Origin of the sequence: Caldimonas sp., from assembly GCF_046289365.1 — a bacterium.
Lineage (GTDB): Bacteria > Pseudomonadota > Gammaproteobacteria > Burkholderiales > Burkholderiaceae_C > Caldimonas.
The window spans coordinates 1-16,104 of record NZ_JBKBVU010000062.1; the positions used below are offsets into that span (position 1 = coordinate 1).

A 16,104-nucleotide genomic window follows, 5' to 3' on the forward strand; every position below is an offset into this window, starting at 1 on the left:
AGGTCACCGCGGCCGGGCCCGACGGCCGCCTGCAGCAGGTGCGGCTCTACGAGTTCGATGCCCGGGGACGCCTGGTGGGGCAGTTGCAGGCACAGTCGGCCACGGTGGACGAAGAGGGCCGGTGGATGATGTCCGGCGTGCAACGCAGCCGCTGGCAGCCCGACCCGGGTTCGCGCGACCTGGAGGTCTTCGAGGAGCGGCTGGACCGGTTCGAATGGCGCAGCACGCTCACGCGCAACGTCGTGGTGGCCGCGGTGCGGCCGCCCAGCGAGATGTCGGCGCTGGACCTGTTCCGCTACATGACCCACTTGGCCGACAACGAGCAGGCCGCGCAACGCTATGAGATCCAGTTCTGGAAGAAGGTGCTCTACCCGCTGGCCTGCCTGGTGATGGTGATGCTCGCGCTGCCTTTTGCCTACCTGCACAGCCGCTCGGGCGGGATCAGCCTCAAGGTCTTCGGCGGCATCATGCTGGGGATCAGCTTCGTGCTGCTCAACAACGTCTTCACCCACATCGGCCTGCTGCAGGACTGGACGCCATGGCTGGCGGCAGCCACGCCCAGCGCAGTGTATTTCCTGCTGTCGCTGCTGGCCTTCCACTGGCTGGTGCGTTATCGCTGAAGGCTCGACCATGACACGAATCGGCATCGTCCTCTTTGCCCACGGGGCGCGCGACCCGGCCTGGGCCCGCCCCTTCGAGGCCGTGCGCACGCGACTGGCCGAGCTGCAGCCGCGGGCGGCCGTCGCCCTGGCCTACCTCGAGTTCATGAGCCCCGACCTGCTGCAGGCCGGCCAGGCGGTGGTGGCCCAGGGCTGTACTGAAGTGCGCGTGGTGCCCCTTTTCCTCGGCGCCGGCGGCCACGTGCGCAAGGATCTGCCGCAGCTCATCGACGAACTGCGCCGGCGCCATCCGGATGTGCAATGGACCCTCGCACCGGCCGTGGGTGAGCACCCGGCGGTGGTCGAGGCGATGGCCCGCGTGGCGGCTGAAACGCCCGGGCCCTGAGCCCGGCACATGTCATGCGCCAGTGACATAATTCGAGACTTCTTCAGACGGTCTCGAAATATGAACCTGCACCAGTTCCGCTTCGTCCAAGAGGCCGTGCGGCGCAACCTCAATCTCACCGAGACCGCCAAGGCCCTCTACACCTCCCAGCCGGGCGTGTCCAAAGCCATCCTCGAACTGGAGGAGGAGCTCGGTGTGGACATCTTCGCCCGCCACGGCAAGCGTCTCAAGCGCATCACCGAGCCGGGCCAGGAAGTGCTCAAGTCCATCGAGATCATCATGCGCGAGGTGGGCAACCTCAAACGCATCGGCGAAGAATTCTCCAAGCAAGACGCCGGGACGCTGTCGATCGCCACCACCCACACCCAGGCGCGCTACGTCCTGCCCGCCCCGGTGGCGCAGTTGCGCAAGCGCTTTCCCAAGGTGAGTGTCAGCCTGCACCAGGGCACGCCCGAGCAGGTGGCGCAGATGCTGCTGCAGGAAACCGCCGAGGTGGGCCTGGCCACCGAGTCGCTGGCCGGTTTCGAGGAGCTGGTGACCCTGCCCTGTTACGAATGGACGCATGTGGTGGTGCTGCCGGCCCAGCACCGGCTGGCCGCTCAGGAGCGGCTCTCGCTCGACGATCTGGCCGGTGAACCACTGATCTCCTATCACCCCTCCTTCACCGGCCGCACCAAGATCGACCAGGCGTTCGCGCTGCGCCGGCTCAAGCCCAACATCGTGCTGGAGGCGATCGATTCCGACGTGATCAAGACTTACGTCCGCCTGGGCCTGGGTGTGGGCATCGTGGCCGAGATGGCCGTGCGTGACGACCCGACCTTCACCACCCCGGGTGGCGATCTGGTCTGGCGGCCGGCGGGTCATCTCTTCGGCCAGAACCTCGCTCGCATCGCTTTCAAGCGTGGCGCCTACCTGCGCAACTTCGTCTATGCCTTTGCCGAGCTGACCTCCGAGCGCTTGAACCGCAACCTCATCATGCGCGCGATGGGCGGCGAGTCCAGCTCCTACGACCTCTGAGTCTGCCCATGAACGCCGTTCCCCCACTCACCACCCGGCTGCCCAAGGTGGGCACCACCATCTTCACCGTGATGTCGGCCCTGGCCCAGGAGCATGGCGCCGTCAACCTCGGCCAGGGATTCCCGGACTTCGATTGCGACCCCCGGCTGCTCGATGCGGTGAACACCGCAATGCGCACGGGCCATAACCAGTACCCGCCGATGGCCGGCGTGCCCTCGCTGCGCGAGGCCGTTGCCGCCAAGATCCAGGCGCTGTACGGCCGCACCTACGACCCGGGCGCCGAGATCACCGTGACGGCTGGCGCCACCCAAGCCATTCTGACGGCCATCCTCGCCGTGGTCCATCCGGGCGACGAGGTCCTCGTGCTCGAGCCCTGCTACGACAGCTACGAACCCAACATCGAGCTGGCGGGCGGGAAAGCCGTCTTCGTGCCGCTGGGCCGCTCGGGCCAGGCTGGGGATTTCCGGCCCGACGTCAAGCGCATCGCGGCAGCCATCACGCCACGCACGCGGGCGCTCATCCTGAACACCCCGCACAACCCCAGCGCCACCGTGTGGACGGCCGAGGATATGCGCGCGCTGGCCGAGCTGCTGCGCCCGACCGACATCCTCGTGATCAGCGACGAGGTCTACGAGCACATGGTCTTCGACGGGCAGCAACACGAGAGCGTGGCCCGCCACCCGGGGCTGGCCGAACGCAGCTTCATCGTCTCGAGCTTCGGCAAAACCTACCATGTGACCGGTTGGAAGGTGGGTTACGTGGCCGCGCCGGCTGCCCTGATGGCCGAGTTTCGCAAGGTGCACCAGTTCAACGTGTTCACGGTGAACACCCCGATGCAGCATGCGCTGGCGGCCTACATGGCCGACCCCGCACCGTACCTCGAATTGCCCGCCTTCTACCAGCGCAAGCGCGATCTCTTCCGGGCCGGGCTGGCCGCTACCCGGCTGCGGCTGCTGCCCAGCCAGGGAAGCTACTTCCAATGCGTGGATTACAGCGCCGTCAGTGACCTCGATGAGCCGGCCTTCTGCCGCTGGCTCACCACCGAAGTGGGCGTGGCGGCGATCCCGCTGTCGGTGTTTTACAGCGACGGCACCGATCGCAAGCTCGCGCGCTTTTGCTTCGCCAAGCGCGACGAAACCCTGCACCACGCGCTGGAACGGCTGTCCCGGCTGTGAACACCCGAGGCCCGGCACGGGGCCGCCTGCTCAGCCGGTACGGTCTTTGTCCTCGGGATTGGGCGCCGGAAGTTCGAGGGGTTCGAACTCGATGAGACGGGAATCGTCCGGGCCCACCGGTCCCGAGGGAGCAGCCGGCGGCTGGGCCGCCTCGGCCGCGAGATCGAGGTGCACGTCGATGGACTCGCCCCGCCTCTCGGGGGGAACGCCGGCCCCGGCCGCCATCGACCCGCTGGGCTCCAGCCGGGTCGCGTAGGGATCCTGGGGTTCGTCCAGCGGCAGCAGCAGGTCGACGGCCTCGCCGGTGGACTCCAGTTGCACGCGCTCGCGCGCGATCCCGTAGAGCATCAGCAGCTCACGGTAGGCGGGCAGGTCGAACGGCTTGGAGCTTTCGTCGCCCCGCAACAAGGAGGCCTGCAGCACCTCGATGGCACGCACCGGGGTCTCCCACAACCCTTGCAAGCGTTCGATCACGGCCGGATAGTCCTCCAGCGACCGCCCGATGCCCAGGTCCTCGTCCCAGGACGGGACGTAGGCATTGAAGCGACGGTTGAACTCCTCGCGGACCTCCTCGTAGGCCATCCGATCGCCCCGGCGCTTGTGGATCTCCAGCAGCTTCATGTAGGGCAAGGGGCTGGGATCGCGATGCTCGCGCAGGTGACCGCGCAGCAGCTCGATGGCCGATTCATCCTGCCCGAGGACGATGAAGAACTCGGCCTGCTGCTCCAGGTCGATGAGCTCCTCCACTGCCACCTTCTCCTGGGCCCCTTCGCTCCCCGAGGCGGGCAGCACCGGCGCCGGCCTGGCAGGGGCTGCCGGCGCCTCGCGCACCACAGGCACCGATGGGGCCGATGGCGCCGGGCTGGGAGGGGCCACTGGCGGCGTCGCGACAGGGGGCGTCGCCGCAACCGGGGCCTCGACCGGCGCCGCTGCGCCCGCCGCCAGGTCGGCAGGCAAGCTGCCCGCCGCCGAGGGGCGCCACCACGCGCCGGCGCCACTGCCACGTTGTCGCGCGATCCAGACCAGGCCCGCGGCCAGCGCGAGGCTCAGCACCAGCAGCGCGTAGACCAGGGGGTTGGCATAGCGCTCAGCCTGCGCCTGCCGCAGGCTGGCCTGCAGTCCTTCGGGAGCCTGTCGTGTGGCCGCCGATTCCTGGCGCAATGCCTCCAGGCTCTGCTCCAACTGGCGCAGGCGCTCGGCTTCGAGTGCCGCCTGCTCGGGCGTGGTCCTCAGGGCCCGCCACAGCGCGGCTGCAGCTTGACGGTCCTCGGCGCGGGCCGGATCGGCCTGCCCCAGGGACATCGACAACTGCAGGCTGGGCGTGCTGAACAGTTCCGCATCGAGCGGGTCCAACCGCAGGCGCGGCTGCTCGACCGTGGCAGCGCGGGGGGCGGCCGGTCGAGCCGCTGGGCGCTGCGCTCGCGGCGGCGCGGCGCGGGCACCTTCCGGGCGGGACGCGCTGCGACGCGAAGCCTGGGCACGGGGCGATGCGGCCGGTGCCGACGCGTCGGAGGCTGCGGCTTGCGCCACTTCCGGGCCGACCTGCCGGGACGCGGCGGCCGTCGACGCCTTCTGCGACGGGGCGCGGTGAGACGACGGCGGCTGCGCGCCGGCTGCACTGGTCGGCGCCTGCGTCTCCGGTGGCGTACGCACCGTCGGTGGGTCGGCAAAGGCCACGAATTGCCGGGACAGTCGCGCCTTGCAGCCCACCGTGAGGTCCACGGTGATGATGGGCTCGTTCACCGGTGCCAGGGTGGTCACACGCGCCGTGCGTTGCGGCCCGGCAGAGGCCGGATCCCATTGCACACGCACCTGACTCGTCCCCAGCTGCACGTCGCCAAAACGCACCTCGGCCCGCAGGCATTCCGCATCGGCCTGTTCGTCGGGCTCGACACGTACTGCCACGGCGAAATCCAGCGGCAGGCCCAGCACGGCCTGGGACCCGGCCTGCCCGAACCCCAAGGCCTGGACGCCCCCGTGCAGCCCCAGCAGGGCCAGGCAACAGGCGGCAAGCGGCAGGCGTGGAATGCGGGCGGGGCGGCTCTTCATGCGATGGATGTCACGCAGGCCTGGAGACTCTAGCATGCCCGCCCCGCAGGTCCGCTGCGTGGTGCTCCGGATGACGACACCGCGCGCCCCTTCGGCCGGCCAGACGGGGCATCATCACAACGGGCCCGACCGGGATGGCGCGGCCGCCTCCCCGGGACGGCTCGTGCACAATGAATGCCCAGCCCCCAACCCCCCCAGCCGCCTGCGCGCGAGACCGCCATGCCCAGTGAACTCCTGACCGAACGCATCGACCGCACCCTGGTGCTCACGCTCAGCGACCCAGACACGCGCAATGCGCTGTCCGAGGAGATCACCGCCGCCGGGGTGGAGGCCCTCAACGTGGCCGAATCGTCCGACGAGGTGCGCAACGTGGTGATCACGGGGGCGGGCGGCGCGTTTTGCGCAGGCGGCCATCTGCAGCAACTGCAGCGCAACGCCCAGCTCGGCCCGGAGGTTCAGACGGCGCGGCTGGAGCGCTTCCACCGCTGGATCGAGGCGATCCGCACCTTCCCCAAACCGGTGATCGCTGCCGTGGAAGGCGTGGCAGCCGGGGGCGGCTGCTCGCTCGCCCTGGCGTGCGATCTCATCGTCGCCTCGCGCGAGGCCCGCTTCACGCTGGCCTACAACCGCATCGGGCTGTCTCCCGACGGCGGCGCCACCTGGCATCTGATGCAGATGCTGCCGCGGCCGGTGGTCACCGAGCTGCTGTGGCTGTGTGAGCCGGTGGCGGCCGAACGCCTGCACGGCTTCGGCCTTGTCAACCGGGTGACAGACAAGGGCCGCGCGCTGGCCGAAGCTCTGGCCCTGGCAGGCCGCCTGGCCGAGATGGCCCCCAACGCGCTGGCCAGTAGCAAGGAGCTGCTCAACCACTGGCCCTCGCGCACCCTGCCCCAGCAACTCGACGCCGAACGGGACAGCTTTGTCGACAACCTCCTGCACCCCAACGCCCGCGAAGGCATCGCCGCCTTCTTCGACAAGCGCCCTGCGCGCTTTCGCTGAACCTCGCACGAGCGCGATCAGGAGTCGGCGATGAAGCCGCGTCTGCCCCGGCGCCGGCGCATCTACCTAATGCGCCATGGTTCGGTCGACTACTTCCTGCCCGATGGCACCCCGGTGCCGCCGGACACCGTGCCGCTCAATGCCGCAGGCCGCAACCAGGCGGATGCCGCAGGCGCCCTCTTCGGCCAGGCGGGCGTGCGTTTCGACCGCGTCTGGGCCAGCGGCCTGCCGCGCACCGTCGAGACGGCCGAGCGCGTGCTCTCGGCCTGCGCGCAGCGCGTGCCGGTCGAGATCGACGAGGCCCTGCAGGAGATTCGCCCGGGCCGCCTGGCCGACATCCCGCGCGACCGCGTGCGCGAGGCCTTCCTGGGTGCTTTTCAGGGCGTGACCGATGAATCCGCACGCTTCCTCGGGGGCGAGTCGGTCGGGGAGATGCTCGACCGCATCCTGCCCGCGTTCCAGGCCGTGCTGGCCGACGCCTCCTGGGACCAATGCCTGCTGGTGTTGCATGGCGCCGTCAACCGCGGCCTGCTCTCGTATGCCCTGGCGGGCCGGCGCTGCTTCCTGGGCCGTCTGGAGCAGGCGCCGGCGTGCATCAACATCCTCGACGTCGGCGAAGACGACTTGGTCGTGCGCGCCATCAATCTGGCGCCCACGCAGTGGCTGCACGCCGACGAACGCCTGACCACGATGGAAAAGCTGCTCGCCCAGTACCTGCGACTGGATGCTGCCGTCGTGGACCGCGGCGTTCAGCGCGCGTAGCCCGGGTTGCGGCGGTCCAGCCGCCGCAGCAGCCCGGGCCAAGCCAGCGCGCCGGCGCCCTGCCCGCGCGTGACCTGACGGGCCTGCTGGGCCGACGTGCGGATGATCTCCGGATCGACCGTCACCAGCTCCCCGCCGCCGGCCTGCGCACGGACCTGGATCGCGCACACCGTCTCGAAGAGATACATCGCCAGGAAGGCGTCGGCCACCGTCGGCCCCACCGTCATAAGGCCATGGTTGCGCAGCATCAGGTAGGTGTGGTCGCCCAGATCATGCACGAGCCGTGGCTTTTCGTCGTCGCGCAAGGCCACGCCCTCGTAGTCGTGATAGCCCAGACTTGCGAGCACGAAGATCGACTGCTGCGACAGCGGCAGCACCCCGTGCTTCTGGGCCGACACCGCAATGCCGTTGAGGGTGTGCGTGTGCAGCACGCAGTGCGCATCGTGGCGTGCCGCATGGATGGCGCTGTGGATGGTGAAGCCTGCCGGGTTGATCTCGAACGGCGTGTCGTCGAGCTTGCGACCGGACAGGTCGATGCGCACCAGGCTGGATGCCGTGATCTCCTCGAACAGCAGACCATAAGGGTTGATGAGGAACTGATCCTCGGTGCCCGGCACGCGGGCCGTGATGTGGGTAAAGACGAGGTCGTCCCAGCCGAACAAGGCCACCAGCCGGTAGGCCGCGGCCAAGTCCACGCGGGTGCGCCACTCGGCTTCGCTCACACGGCCTTGGAGCGAAGGCAGATCGTCGATCGAGGGGCTCGTCACAGGGGTCGCAGCCATGGCTGGTCTCCGGGTTGTCAGGTAGATGGACAATAGGGGCAGCATCGACAGCCGTTCTGTCACGTCAGCGACAAAACATGCAGACCCCCATTCTTACAATCGCCGAACGCAACACCATCGAGTCCGGCCCTTGGTTTTCCAAGCTCTCTCCCGCCCTGCGCCAGGCCATCCTGTCCCGGGCCTCGGTGCGCCGTCTCGGCGATGGTGCACTGCTGTCCTCGCGCGGCGAACCGGCCAGCGAATGGATCGGCGTGGCCAAGGGAGCGGTGCGTGTGAGCTCGGTGTCGCTGTCGGGCAAGCAGGTCACGCTCACCTATGTGGAGCCGGGCGTGTGGTTCGGCGATATCGCCCTCTTCGACGGCCTGCCGCGCACACACGATGCACACGCGCATGGCGACACGACGTTGCTGGTGGTGCGCAAGCCCGACTTCAAAGAACTGCTGTCACAGCACGTGGAACTCTACGAGGCCTTGCTGCGACTGAACTGCCGGCGTCTGCGCCTGATGTTCAACATCGTCGAGGACCTCAACACCCTGCCGCTGGCCGCACGTCTGGCCAAGCAGCTCCTGCTGCTGGTGCGCACCTATGGCGTGCCCCAGGGCGAGCACGAGATCCGCATCGGCCTGCAGCTCGCCCAGGAGGATCTGGCCCAGTTGCTCGGAGCATCGCGACAGCGGGTCAACCAGGAACTCAAGGCCCTGGAACGCGAAGGCGCCGTGCGCATCGAGCCCACGCGGCTGATCGTGCTTTCGCGCGAGAAGCTGCTGGCCATCGCCGAACGCTAGCCGATCACGCCTCATCCGGTGGCCGGCTCGCATCGAATCTCGACAGGAACGCCTGATGGAAGCCAACACCGGAACCCGCCCCGTGGCCGAGCAGCACCGTTTCGACGTCGCTGCCCTCGAAGCCTACCTTCGCGCCCATCTGCCGGGTTTTGCCGGCCCCCTGAGCGTCGAGCAGTTCAAAGGCGGGCAGTCCAACCCCACCTATAAGCTCACCACGCCCTCGTGCCTCTACGTGATGCGCGCCAAGCCCGGGCCCGGGGCCAAGCTGCTGCCTTCGGCCCATGCGATCGAACGCGAGTTCACCGTGATGCGTGCACTGCACGGCACCGACGTGCCGGTGGCACGCATGCACGTGCTGTGCGACGACGAATCCGTCATCGGCAGGGCCTTCTACATCATGGAGTACGTCGAGGGCCGGGTGTTCTGGGACCAATCCCTGCCGGCCCTGTCCGCAGCCGAACGCGGCGCCATCTACGACGAGATGAACCGGGTGATCGCCGCGCTGCACAGCGTGGACTTCCTCGAGCGCGGGCTGGCCGACTACGGCAAACCGGGCAACTACTTCGAGCGCCAGATCGCCCGCTGGACCAAGCAATACCAGGCCTCCATCACCGAGCCGATCGAGGCGATGGACCGCCTCATCGAGTGGCTGCCGGCCCACATCCCCGACAGCGCTCGCGACGAATCCCAGGTGTCGATCGTGCACGGCGACTACCGTCTGGACAATCTCATCTTCCATCCGACCGAGCCGCGTGTGCTGGCGGTGCTGGACTGGGAACTGTCCACCATCGGTCACCCACTGGCCGACTTCAGTTACCACTGCATGTCCTGGCACATTCCGCCGGGTGCCTTCCGGGGCATCGGAGGCCTGGACCTGGCCGCGTTGGGCATTCCCAGCGAGAAGGACTACGTGCGCCGCTATTGCGAACGCACCGGGCGCACCGACCCCGACGCGGTGATGGCCGACTGGAACTTCTATCTGGCTTACAACCTGTTCCGCATCGCCGGCATCCTGCAAGGCATCGCCAAGCGGGTGGTCGACGGCACGGCATCGAGCGCACAGGCCCGGCAGGCGGCTGCCGGGGCCCGTCCTCTGGCGGAAATGGGCTGGCACTTCGCCACGCGCCGCTGAGCATCGACGACCCCCTGACGGAGACACCATGGACTTCGCTTACACCCCTAAGACCCAGGCCCTGCGCGAGAAGCTGCTGGCCTTCATGGATGAACACATCTATCCAGCCGAGCCCCGCTATGACGAGGAGCTGGCTGCCAACACCGCCGCTGGCAGGCGCTGGACGCCGTTGCAAGTCATCGAGGAGCTCAAGGTCAAGGCCCGGGCGGCCGGCCTGTGGAACCTGTTCCTGCCCGAAAGCGAATACGGTGCCGGCCTGCTCAACCAGGAATACGCGCCGCTGGCCGAGATCATGGGGCGGGTGCCCTGGGCTAGCGAGGTCTTCAACTGCTCGGCGCCCGACACCGGCAACATGGAAACCATCGTGCGCTACGGCACGCCCGAGCAAAAGAAACAGTGGCTCGAGCCGCTGCTCGACGGCAAGATCCGCAGCGCTTTTGCCATGACCGAACCGGCCGTGGCCTCTTCGGACGCCACCAACATCGAATCGCGCATCGAGCGCCAGGGCGACGAGTACGTCATCAACGGCCGCAAGTGGTGGACCTCGGGCGCCGGGGATCCCCGCTGCAAAATCTACATCTTCATGGGCAAAACCGACCCGACGGCGCCCAAGCACAGCCAGCAGTCGATGATCCTGGTGCCCGCCGACACCCCGGGAATCACGGTGCTGCGCCCCTTGCACGTGATGGGATACGACGACGCCCCCCACGGCCACATGGAAGTGCTGTTCGAGAACGTGCGTGTGCCGGCGAGCAACATCCTGCTCGGCGAGGGCCGCGGCTTCGAGATCGCCCAGGGTCGCCTGGGCCCCGGGCGCATCCACCACTGCATGCGCCTGATCGGCCTGGCCGAGCGTTCATTGGAACTCATGTGCAAGCGCGCCTCCTCGCGCGTGGCCTTCGGCAAGACCATCGCCCAGCAGACCGTCACCCAGGAGCGCATCGCCGAGGCCCGCTGCATGATCGAGCAAGCCCGCCTGCTGACGATGAAGGCCGCCTGGATGATGGACGTGGCCGGCAACAAGACGGCCAAGCTGGAGATTGCGATGATCAAGGTCGTCGCCCCCAGCATGGCCTGCAAAGTCATTGACTGGGCCATGCAGGTGCACGGTGGCGCGGGCATGTGCCAGGACTTCCCGCTGGCCAACTTCTACGCCCACGCCCGCACGCTGCGCTTTGCCGACGGCCCCGACGAGGTCCATCGCAACGCCATCGCCAAGTGGGAACTGGGCCGCCACGCCGCCTGAACACGCGCGGCGCCCCGGCATCGACGCCCGCCTTCGTGCGGGCGTTTTCTTGGGGACACTGCCACACGGCGGGCCCGGATCGGCTAGATTGGCGGCTCTTGCACGAACAATCATCCCAACCGACGGAGGTCTGTCCATGATCGAGGTGTATTCCTGGGCCACGCCCAACGGCCACAAGGTCCACATCATGCTCGAGGAGTGCGGGCTGCCCTATCGGGTCGTGGCCGTCGACATCGGCGCGGGCGACCAATTCAAGCCCGAGTTCCTGGCCATCAGCCCCAACAACAAGATCCCAGCGATCATCGACCCCGACGGGCCCGACGGCCGGCCCATCTCGCTTTTCGAATCGGGCGCCATCCTGTTGTACTTGGCCGGCAAGACCGGACGCTTTCTGCCCGCAGACACTCGCGGTAAGTACGAGGTGCTGCAGTGGCTCATGTTCCAGATGGGCGGCGTGGGCCCGATGCTGGGCCAGGCCCACCACTTCCGCCTTTACGCCCCCCAGAAAATCGACTATGCGATCGACCGCTACACCAACGAGGCCCGGCGCCTGTACGGCGTGATGGACAAGCGCCTGGCCAACAGCCGCTACATGGGAGGGCCCGAGTACAGCATCGCCGACATCGCGATCTTCCCCTGGCTGCGCTCATGGAAGAACCAGGGCATCGACTGGAACGACTATCCGCACCTGAAAGGCTGGTTCGATGAGATCTCTGCGCGACCAGCGGTGCAGCGCGGGGTGGAGGTGCTGGCCGACCGGCGCAAGCCCATCACCGACGAGCGCGCCCGCGAGGTGCTGTTCGGCACCGAGCAATACCGGCGTCACTGATCCACCCGCCGTGCGCCTTGCCGCCTGCCTGATCGCCGCCCTCCTGTCCTGGCCGGCCTTGGCCGCCCCCCAGACCGTCGTCGCTGCCGCCGGGGAGCCATCGCGTCCGCGTATCGGTCTGGTGCTCTCCGGGGGCGGCGCCCGTGGAGGGGCCCACATCGGGGTGCTGCGCGCACTGGAAGAGCTGCGCGTGCCGGTGGATCTCATCGTGGGCACCAGCGCAGGAGCCATCGTCGGTGCCGCCTATGCCAGCGGACTGCCACTGCCGGACATCGAGCAGGAGATGCAGGGCCTGAGCACCGGCAGTCTCTTTCGGGATCTGCGCCGCACCGACGAACCCTATCGACGCAAGCTCGACGACAGCACGAACTACATCGGCCCCGAAGTGGGCGTGCGTGCCGACGGGCTGGCCCTGCCCAAGGGGGCTGTCTCGGGCGTGTCGCTGGAGGCCGTGCTGCGCCGGCTCACCCGACGCCAAACGCAGGACGACTTCGACCACCTGCCCGTGCCCTACCGTGCCGTGGCCACCGACCTGGTGAGCGGCGAGATGGTCGTGCTGTCCCGCGGCAGTCTAGCCCAGGCTGCACGGGCCAGCATGGCCGTACCCGGGGCCGTGACACCCGTGGAGATCGACGGGCGGCTCCTGGTGGACGGCGGGCTCACCCGCAACCTGCCGGTGGACCTGGCACGGCAGCTCGGTGCCGACATCGTCATCGCCGTCAACGTGGGCACGCCGCTGCTGCGGCGTGAGGACATCTCGTCCATCCTGTCGGTGACCGAGCAGGTGATCGGCATCCTCACCCATGCGAACGTGAGGCAATCCCTGTCCGAGCTGAAGGAAAGCGACATCCTCATCACCCCGGACCTCGCCGACCTCAGTTCGGCCCATTTCGACCGCCTGTCCGAAGCGGTACAGCGGGGCGAATCCGCCGCACAGGCCGCACGCGAGCGCCTGTCCCGCCTGAGCCTGCCGCCGCCCGTCTACGAATCGCTGATGATCGCGCGCTTCCAGGGCGAGCGGCGCACCCCTGCCCGCATCGACGAGATCCGCGTGACCGGCACCGACAAGGTCAACCCGGCCGTCGTGCGTGCCGCCATGACCACCCGCGAGGGCGACGCCTTCGACAGCCGGCGCCTGGACGACGACATGAAGCGTATCTATGCCCGTGGCGACTTCGAGAGCGTGAACTACACGCTCGTCGAGGAGAACGGCCGCAGCGTGCTCGTCACCGAAGTCACCGAAAAGCCCTGGGGCCCCAACTACCTGCGCTTCGGACTGGCCCTATCGTCCGACTTCCGGGGCAATGCCTACTTCAACCTGCTGGGCACCCATCGCTGGAGCTGGCTGAACGAGCGGGGCGCCGAATGGCGCAACGACATCCAGGTGGGCCGCAACGACCTGGTGCGCAGCGAGTGGCACCAACCCCTTGACACCCGTCAGACGGTCTTCGCCTCGGTGCATGCCCTGCTGCAACGCGACCCGCTGGACATCTTCTCGAGCGGCGGCCGCAAGCGCCTGGTGCGTCTGCGCCGCACGCTCAGTGGCGCAGGTGCGGACCTCGGGCTCACGCTGGGCACTGCCGGTGAAGTGCGGCTGGGCCTGTTCCGCGGCCGGCTGCGCCTGAGCGATGACACCAACGTGCTGGCGGGGCTGATCGCACTGCCCCAGGCCCAGATGGGGGCGACCCGCCTGCAGCTCGGGCTGGACACGCTGGACAATTCTCGCTTCCCGCGCACAGGCTATGCCGCAGAGTTCTCCGTCTATGCCTCGCATCCCCGACTGGGGGCCAGCGACCGCTACACCAAGGCATATACCGCCGCCACCAAACCCCTGACCCTGGGTGTCCACACGGTGATGCTCTCGGGCTTCCTCGGACGCGCGCTGGGAGACCACGCCCTGCCCGACTACGAACTGTTCACCCTTGGCGGGTTCCAGCGTCTGTCGGGCTACCAGACGGGTGAACTCACCGGCACGGAAGTGGGTTACGGCCGCATCAACTACAACGTCCGTCTGACACAGGCCGACCTCTTCGACGGCGCCTACATCGGGCTCTCGCTCGAAGCCGGCCGCATCGGTGAGTCCGCCTTCGGTGCCAACCGGACCTCGCTGCGCCGAGGCGGGTCGATCTACTTCGCGTTCGACTCCCCGCTCGGCCCGGTGTACCTGGCCTACGGCCAGGCTGACGGAGGTCGGCGGGCCGCCTACTTCTTCCTGGGCCGGCCCTGAGCCTGCGCACGCCGCACCCGTGTGCGATGATTGGCGTCTCGCGAGCGATGACACAGCATGCGCAGCCTCTTCCATCTGGCCTACCACGTGCACGACCTTAACGCCGCACGCCGCTTCTACGGCGGTGTGCTGGGCTGCCGCGAAGGCCGCTCCACCGACACCTGGATCGATTTCGACTTCTTCGGGCACCAGATCTCGCTGCATCTGGGCGAGCCCTTTGCCACCACGAACACCGGGCGTGTCGGAGCGCATCTCGTGCCCATGCCGCACCTGGGTGTGGTGCTGGAGTTGCCTGACTGGCAGGCCCTGGCCGAGCGCCTGCGCGCTGCCGGCATCGAGTTCGTGCTCGAACCCCAGGTGCGCTTCGCGGGCGAGCCCGGCGAGCAGTGGACGATGTTCTTCCGCGACCCCTCGGGCAACCCGATCGAAGTCAAGGGCTTCCGCTCTTTCGACGCGGTCTACGACCACTGAATCGCGACGCACGCCACGTAGAATCCCGGCCATCTGCCCGTAGCTCAACTGGATAGAGCAGCTGCCTTCTAAGCAGCAGGTCGGGGGTTCGAGTCCCTCCGGGCAGGCCAACCCTTATCGATGGTGCGCCAGGAAGGCAGCGGCTGAAACGCTGCCCTTGCCTCCTCCCATGCCAGATGGAACGGGGACTCGCGCAGCAGCTCCGGCAGGAGATCGCCGAGCAAGGTGCCCGACCACGTATCAGCCACGCAGGCGATAAAGCGTTGCAGCGGCTTGCGGCCTGATCTCACCGATCCACAGATCCTGTGGACAGCCCTGTGAACACGCCGGGGATGCCCTGGACGAGCCCCGTATCCATCGGGCTTCCGGCTGGATTGCCTGAATTTTCAGCAAAGGACGGGCGCTCAGTGCGTACCCGCATCGGCGAACCGCGGCACAAGCGGCTCCTTGCGCGCGAAGGCGACCCGTTGAACAGTTCTCGAACAGTTGGACACCCCAAAGTGCCCGCTCACGCGTGAAGCTGCGTCGATTGGTCGGGGTGACACGATTCGAACGTGCGACCCACTGCTCCCAAAGCAGTTGCGCTACCAGGCTGCGCTACACCCCGAAGGCGCACATTGTAGTGCGCCGCCGGGGGCGGATGCTCACCCCACGACCTGGGCCCAGGCCTTCTCCAGGCGCTTGACCGACACCGGCTGGGGGGTGCGCAGTTCCTGCGCGAAGAGACTGACGCGCAATTCTTCGAGCAGCCAGCGGAACTCTTCGAGCCGGGCATCGCCTTGGCCCTTCAGTTCCGCCAGTCGCCGTTGATAGCGCTGCTCCAGCGGTTTGACTTCGGCCAGCCGCGCCGCATCGCGCGCCGGGTCCCCGCGCAGCTTGTCCAGCCGCATGACGATGGCCTTGAGGTAGCGCGGGAAATGCACCAACTGGGCGTAGGGCGTGACAGCCAGGAAGCGCTTGCCCATGAGCCGCTGCAATTGCCCGGCCAGGTCATCGGCCACCTCCTTGGGCGGCCTGCTGTCCTTGAGCTTGCGCAGGGCCGCCTGGTACTCGGCCAGGACCATGCCCGCCAGGCGCGCCACCTCCTGTGCAATGAGGTTCAGGCGGGGCCGCCCCTGCTCGATGCGGGCCCGGAACGCGGCCTCGTTCTGTGGCAAGGGGTCGTGCAGGAAGGCGCGGTCCAGCGCCACCTCGATGATCTGCTCGCGCAATTCGTCGGACGTGCCCAGGCTCATGTAGGCCACGGCCATCTTCTGCAGGTCCGGGATGTTCTTCTCCAGGTACTTTAAAGGCTCCCTGATTTGCAGGGCCACGAGGCGCCGCAGCCCCACTCGATGCCGGACCGCGGCCACCTCGGGCTCGTCGAAGACCTCGATCTCCACATGGCTGCCTTTGTCGATCAGCGCCGGGAAGCCCACCAGGCTTTGTGAGCCGCGCTGCAGCTCCATCAGCTCGGGCAACTCACCAAACGTCCAGTCGGTGTAGCGAGTCGATGCCACCACCGCCGGGGCGGGTGCCGCCGTGGCCTGGTCCGGCGCCCGCGCCACGGCCCGGGGGGATGCCACCGGCGCCGCCGCTGGGGCCGCCCCCAGTTTCAGCGCCGCCAGGGCATGAAAGGCCCCACG

At 68.1% G+C, this 16,104-nt stretch carries 15 protein-coding genes and 2 tRNA genes; 13 read left to right on the top strand and 4 right to left on the bottom strand.

The window, feature by feature from the left end; genetic code table 11:
* From ACK42S_RS08345 to ACK42S_RS08360, 4 genes are all read left to right on the top strand, one after another.
* The coding region (locus ACK42S_RS08345; protein WP_409705561.1) for an LptF/LptG family permease at positions 1 to 620 on the top strand (620 nt) is incomplete at its 5' end.
* Positions 621 to 630: 10 nt separating this feature from the next.
* Complete coding sequence (locus ACK42S_RS08350) at positions 631 to 1,005, top strand: sirohydrochlorin chelatase (protein WP_409705564.1); 375 nt, start codon at positions 631 to 633, stop codon at positions 1,003 to 1,005.
* Between the two features lie 60 nt (positions 1,006 to 1,065).
* Positions 1,066 to 2,022, top strand: coding sequence for a CysB family HTH-type transcriptional regulator (locus ACK42S_RS08355; protein ID WP_409660383.1), 957 nt, complete (start codon positions 1,066 to 1,068; stop codon positions 2,020 to 2,022).
* Positions 2,023 to 2,030: 8 nt separating this feature from the next.
* Positions 2,031 to 3,197 (top strand): pyridoxal phosphate-dependent aminotransferase, encoded by a 1,167-nt coding sequence (locus ACK42S_RS08360; protein ID WP_409705567.1) that lies wholly within the window; start codon positions 2,031 to 2,033, stop codon positions 3,195 to 3,197.
* 30 nt (positions 3,198 to 3,227) lie between these two features.
* Here ACK42S_RS08360 and ACK42S_RS08365 read toward each other — a convergent pair whose 3' ends face one another.
* Positions 3,228 to 5,246: a FimV family protein gene (locus ACK42S_RS08365; protein WP_409705570.1), complete on the bottom strand. Its 2,019-nt coding sequence runs from the start codon at positions 5,244 to 5,246 to the stop codon at positions 3,228 to 3,230.
* Positions 5,247 to 5,465: 219 nt separating this feature from the next.
* On the opposite strand from ACK42S_RS08365, the gene ACK42S_RS08370 reads away from it, so the two are divergent.
* A complete protein-coding gene (locus ACK42S_RS08370) occupies positions 5,466 to 6,245 on the top strand; it encodes an oxepin-CoA hydrolase, alternative type (protein WP_409705573.1) in 780 nt (259 codons plus the stop codon).
* A 30-nt stretch (positions 6,246 to 6,275) separates the two neighbouring features.
* The gene (locus tag ACK42S_RS08375; RefSeq protein WP_409705576.1) at positions 6,276 to 7,007 is read left to right on the top strand and encodes a histidine phosphatase family protein; all 732 of its coding nucleotides are present in this window, start codon (positions 6,276 to 6,278) and stop codon (positions 7,005 to 7,007) included.
* Here ACK42S_RS08375 and ACK42S_RS08380 read toward each other — a convergent pair.
* Positions 6,995 to 7,789 carry a class II aldolase/adducin family protein gene (locus ACK42S_RS08380; protein ID WP_409705579.1) on the bottom strand — a complete coding sequence of 265 codons (795 nt, stop codon included), beginning with the start codon at positions 7,787 to 7,789 and terminating at the stop codon, positions 6,995 to 6,997. The two genes, ACK42S_RS08375 and ACK42S_RS08380, sit on opposite strands and share 13 nt — an antisense overlap.
* A gap of 77 nt (positions 7,790 to 7,866) precedes the next feature.
* Between ACK42S_RS08380 and ACK42S_RS08385 the strand changes: the two genes are divergently transcribed.
* The 7 genes from ACK42S_RS08385 (at position 7,867) to ACK42S_RS08415 (ending at position 14,589) form a co-directional block, all read left to right on the top strand.
* Positions 7,867 to 8,574: a Crp/Fnr family transcriptional regulator gene (locus ACK42S_RS08385; RefSeq protein ID WP_409705582.1), complete on the top strand. Its 708-nt coding sequence runs from the start codon at positions 7,867 to 7,869 to the stop codon at positions 8,572 to 8,574.
* A 55-nt stretch (positions 8,575 to 8,629) separates the two neighbouring features.
* Entirely contained in the window at positions 8,630 to 9,706 is a 1,077-nt protein-coding gene (locus ACK42S_RS08390; RefSeq protein ID WP_409705585.1) for a phosphotransferase, read from the top strand.
* A 28-nt stretch (positions 9,707 to 9,734) separates the two neighbouring features.
* Positions 9,735 to 10,952, top strand: a complete 1,218-nt coding sequence (locus tag ACK42S_RS08395; RefSeq protein WP_409705588.1) for an acyl-CoA dehydrogenase family protein — start codon at positions 9,735 to 9,737, stop codon at positions 10,950 to 10,952.
* A gap of 136 nt (positions 10,953 to 11,088) precedes the next feature.
* Positions 11,089 to 11,781, top strand: coding sequence for a glutathione S-transferase N-terminal domain-containing protein (locus tag ACK42S_RS08400; protein ID WP_409705591.1), 693 nt, complete (start codon positions 11,089 to 11,091; stop codon positions 11,779 to 11,781).
* Positions 11,782 to 11,791: 10 nt separating this feature from the next.
* Positions 11,792 to 14,008 (top strand): patatin-like phospholipase family protein, encoded by a 2,217-nt coding sequence (locus ACK42S_RS08405; RefSeq protein WP_409705594.1) that lies wholly within the window; start codon positions 11,792 to 11,794, stop codon positions 14,006 to 14,008.
* Positions 14,009 to 14,065: 57 nt separating this feature from the next.
* Positions 14,066 to 14,479 (top strand): VOC family protein, encoded by a 414-nt coding sequence (locus tag ACK42S_RS08410; RefSeq protein ID WP_409705597.1) that lies wholly within the window; start codon positions 14,066 to 14,068, stop codon positions 14,477 to 14,479.
* A 33-nt stretch (positions 14,480 to 14,512) separates the two neighbouring features.
* Positions 14,513 to 14,589 (top strand) — tRNA-Arg (locus ACK42S_RS08415).
* 420 nt (positions 14,590 to 15,009) lie between these two features.
* On the opposite strand, the gene ACK42S_RS08420 is transcribed toward ACK42S_RS08415, so the two are convergent.
* Together ACK42S_RS08420 and ACK42S_RS08425 are read right to left on the bottom strand one after the other, a co-directional pair.
* Positions 15,010 to 15,086, bottom strand: a tRNA-Pro gene (locus ACK42S_RS08420).
* Between the two features lie 37 nt (positions 15,087 to 15,123).
* A partial coding sequence (locus ACK42S_RS08425; protein ID WP_409705600.1) for a DUF3418 domain-containing protein occupies positions 15,124 to 16,104 on the bottom strand: 981 nt, incomplete at its 5' end.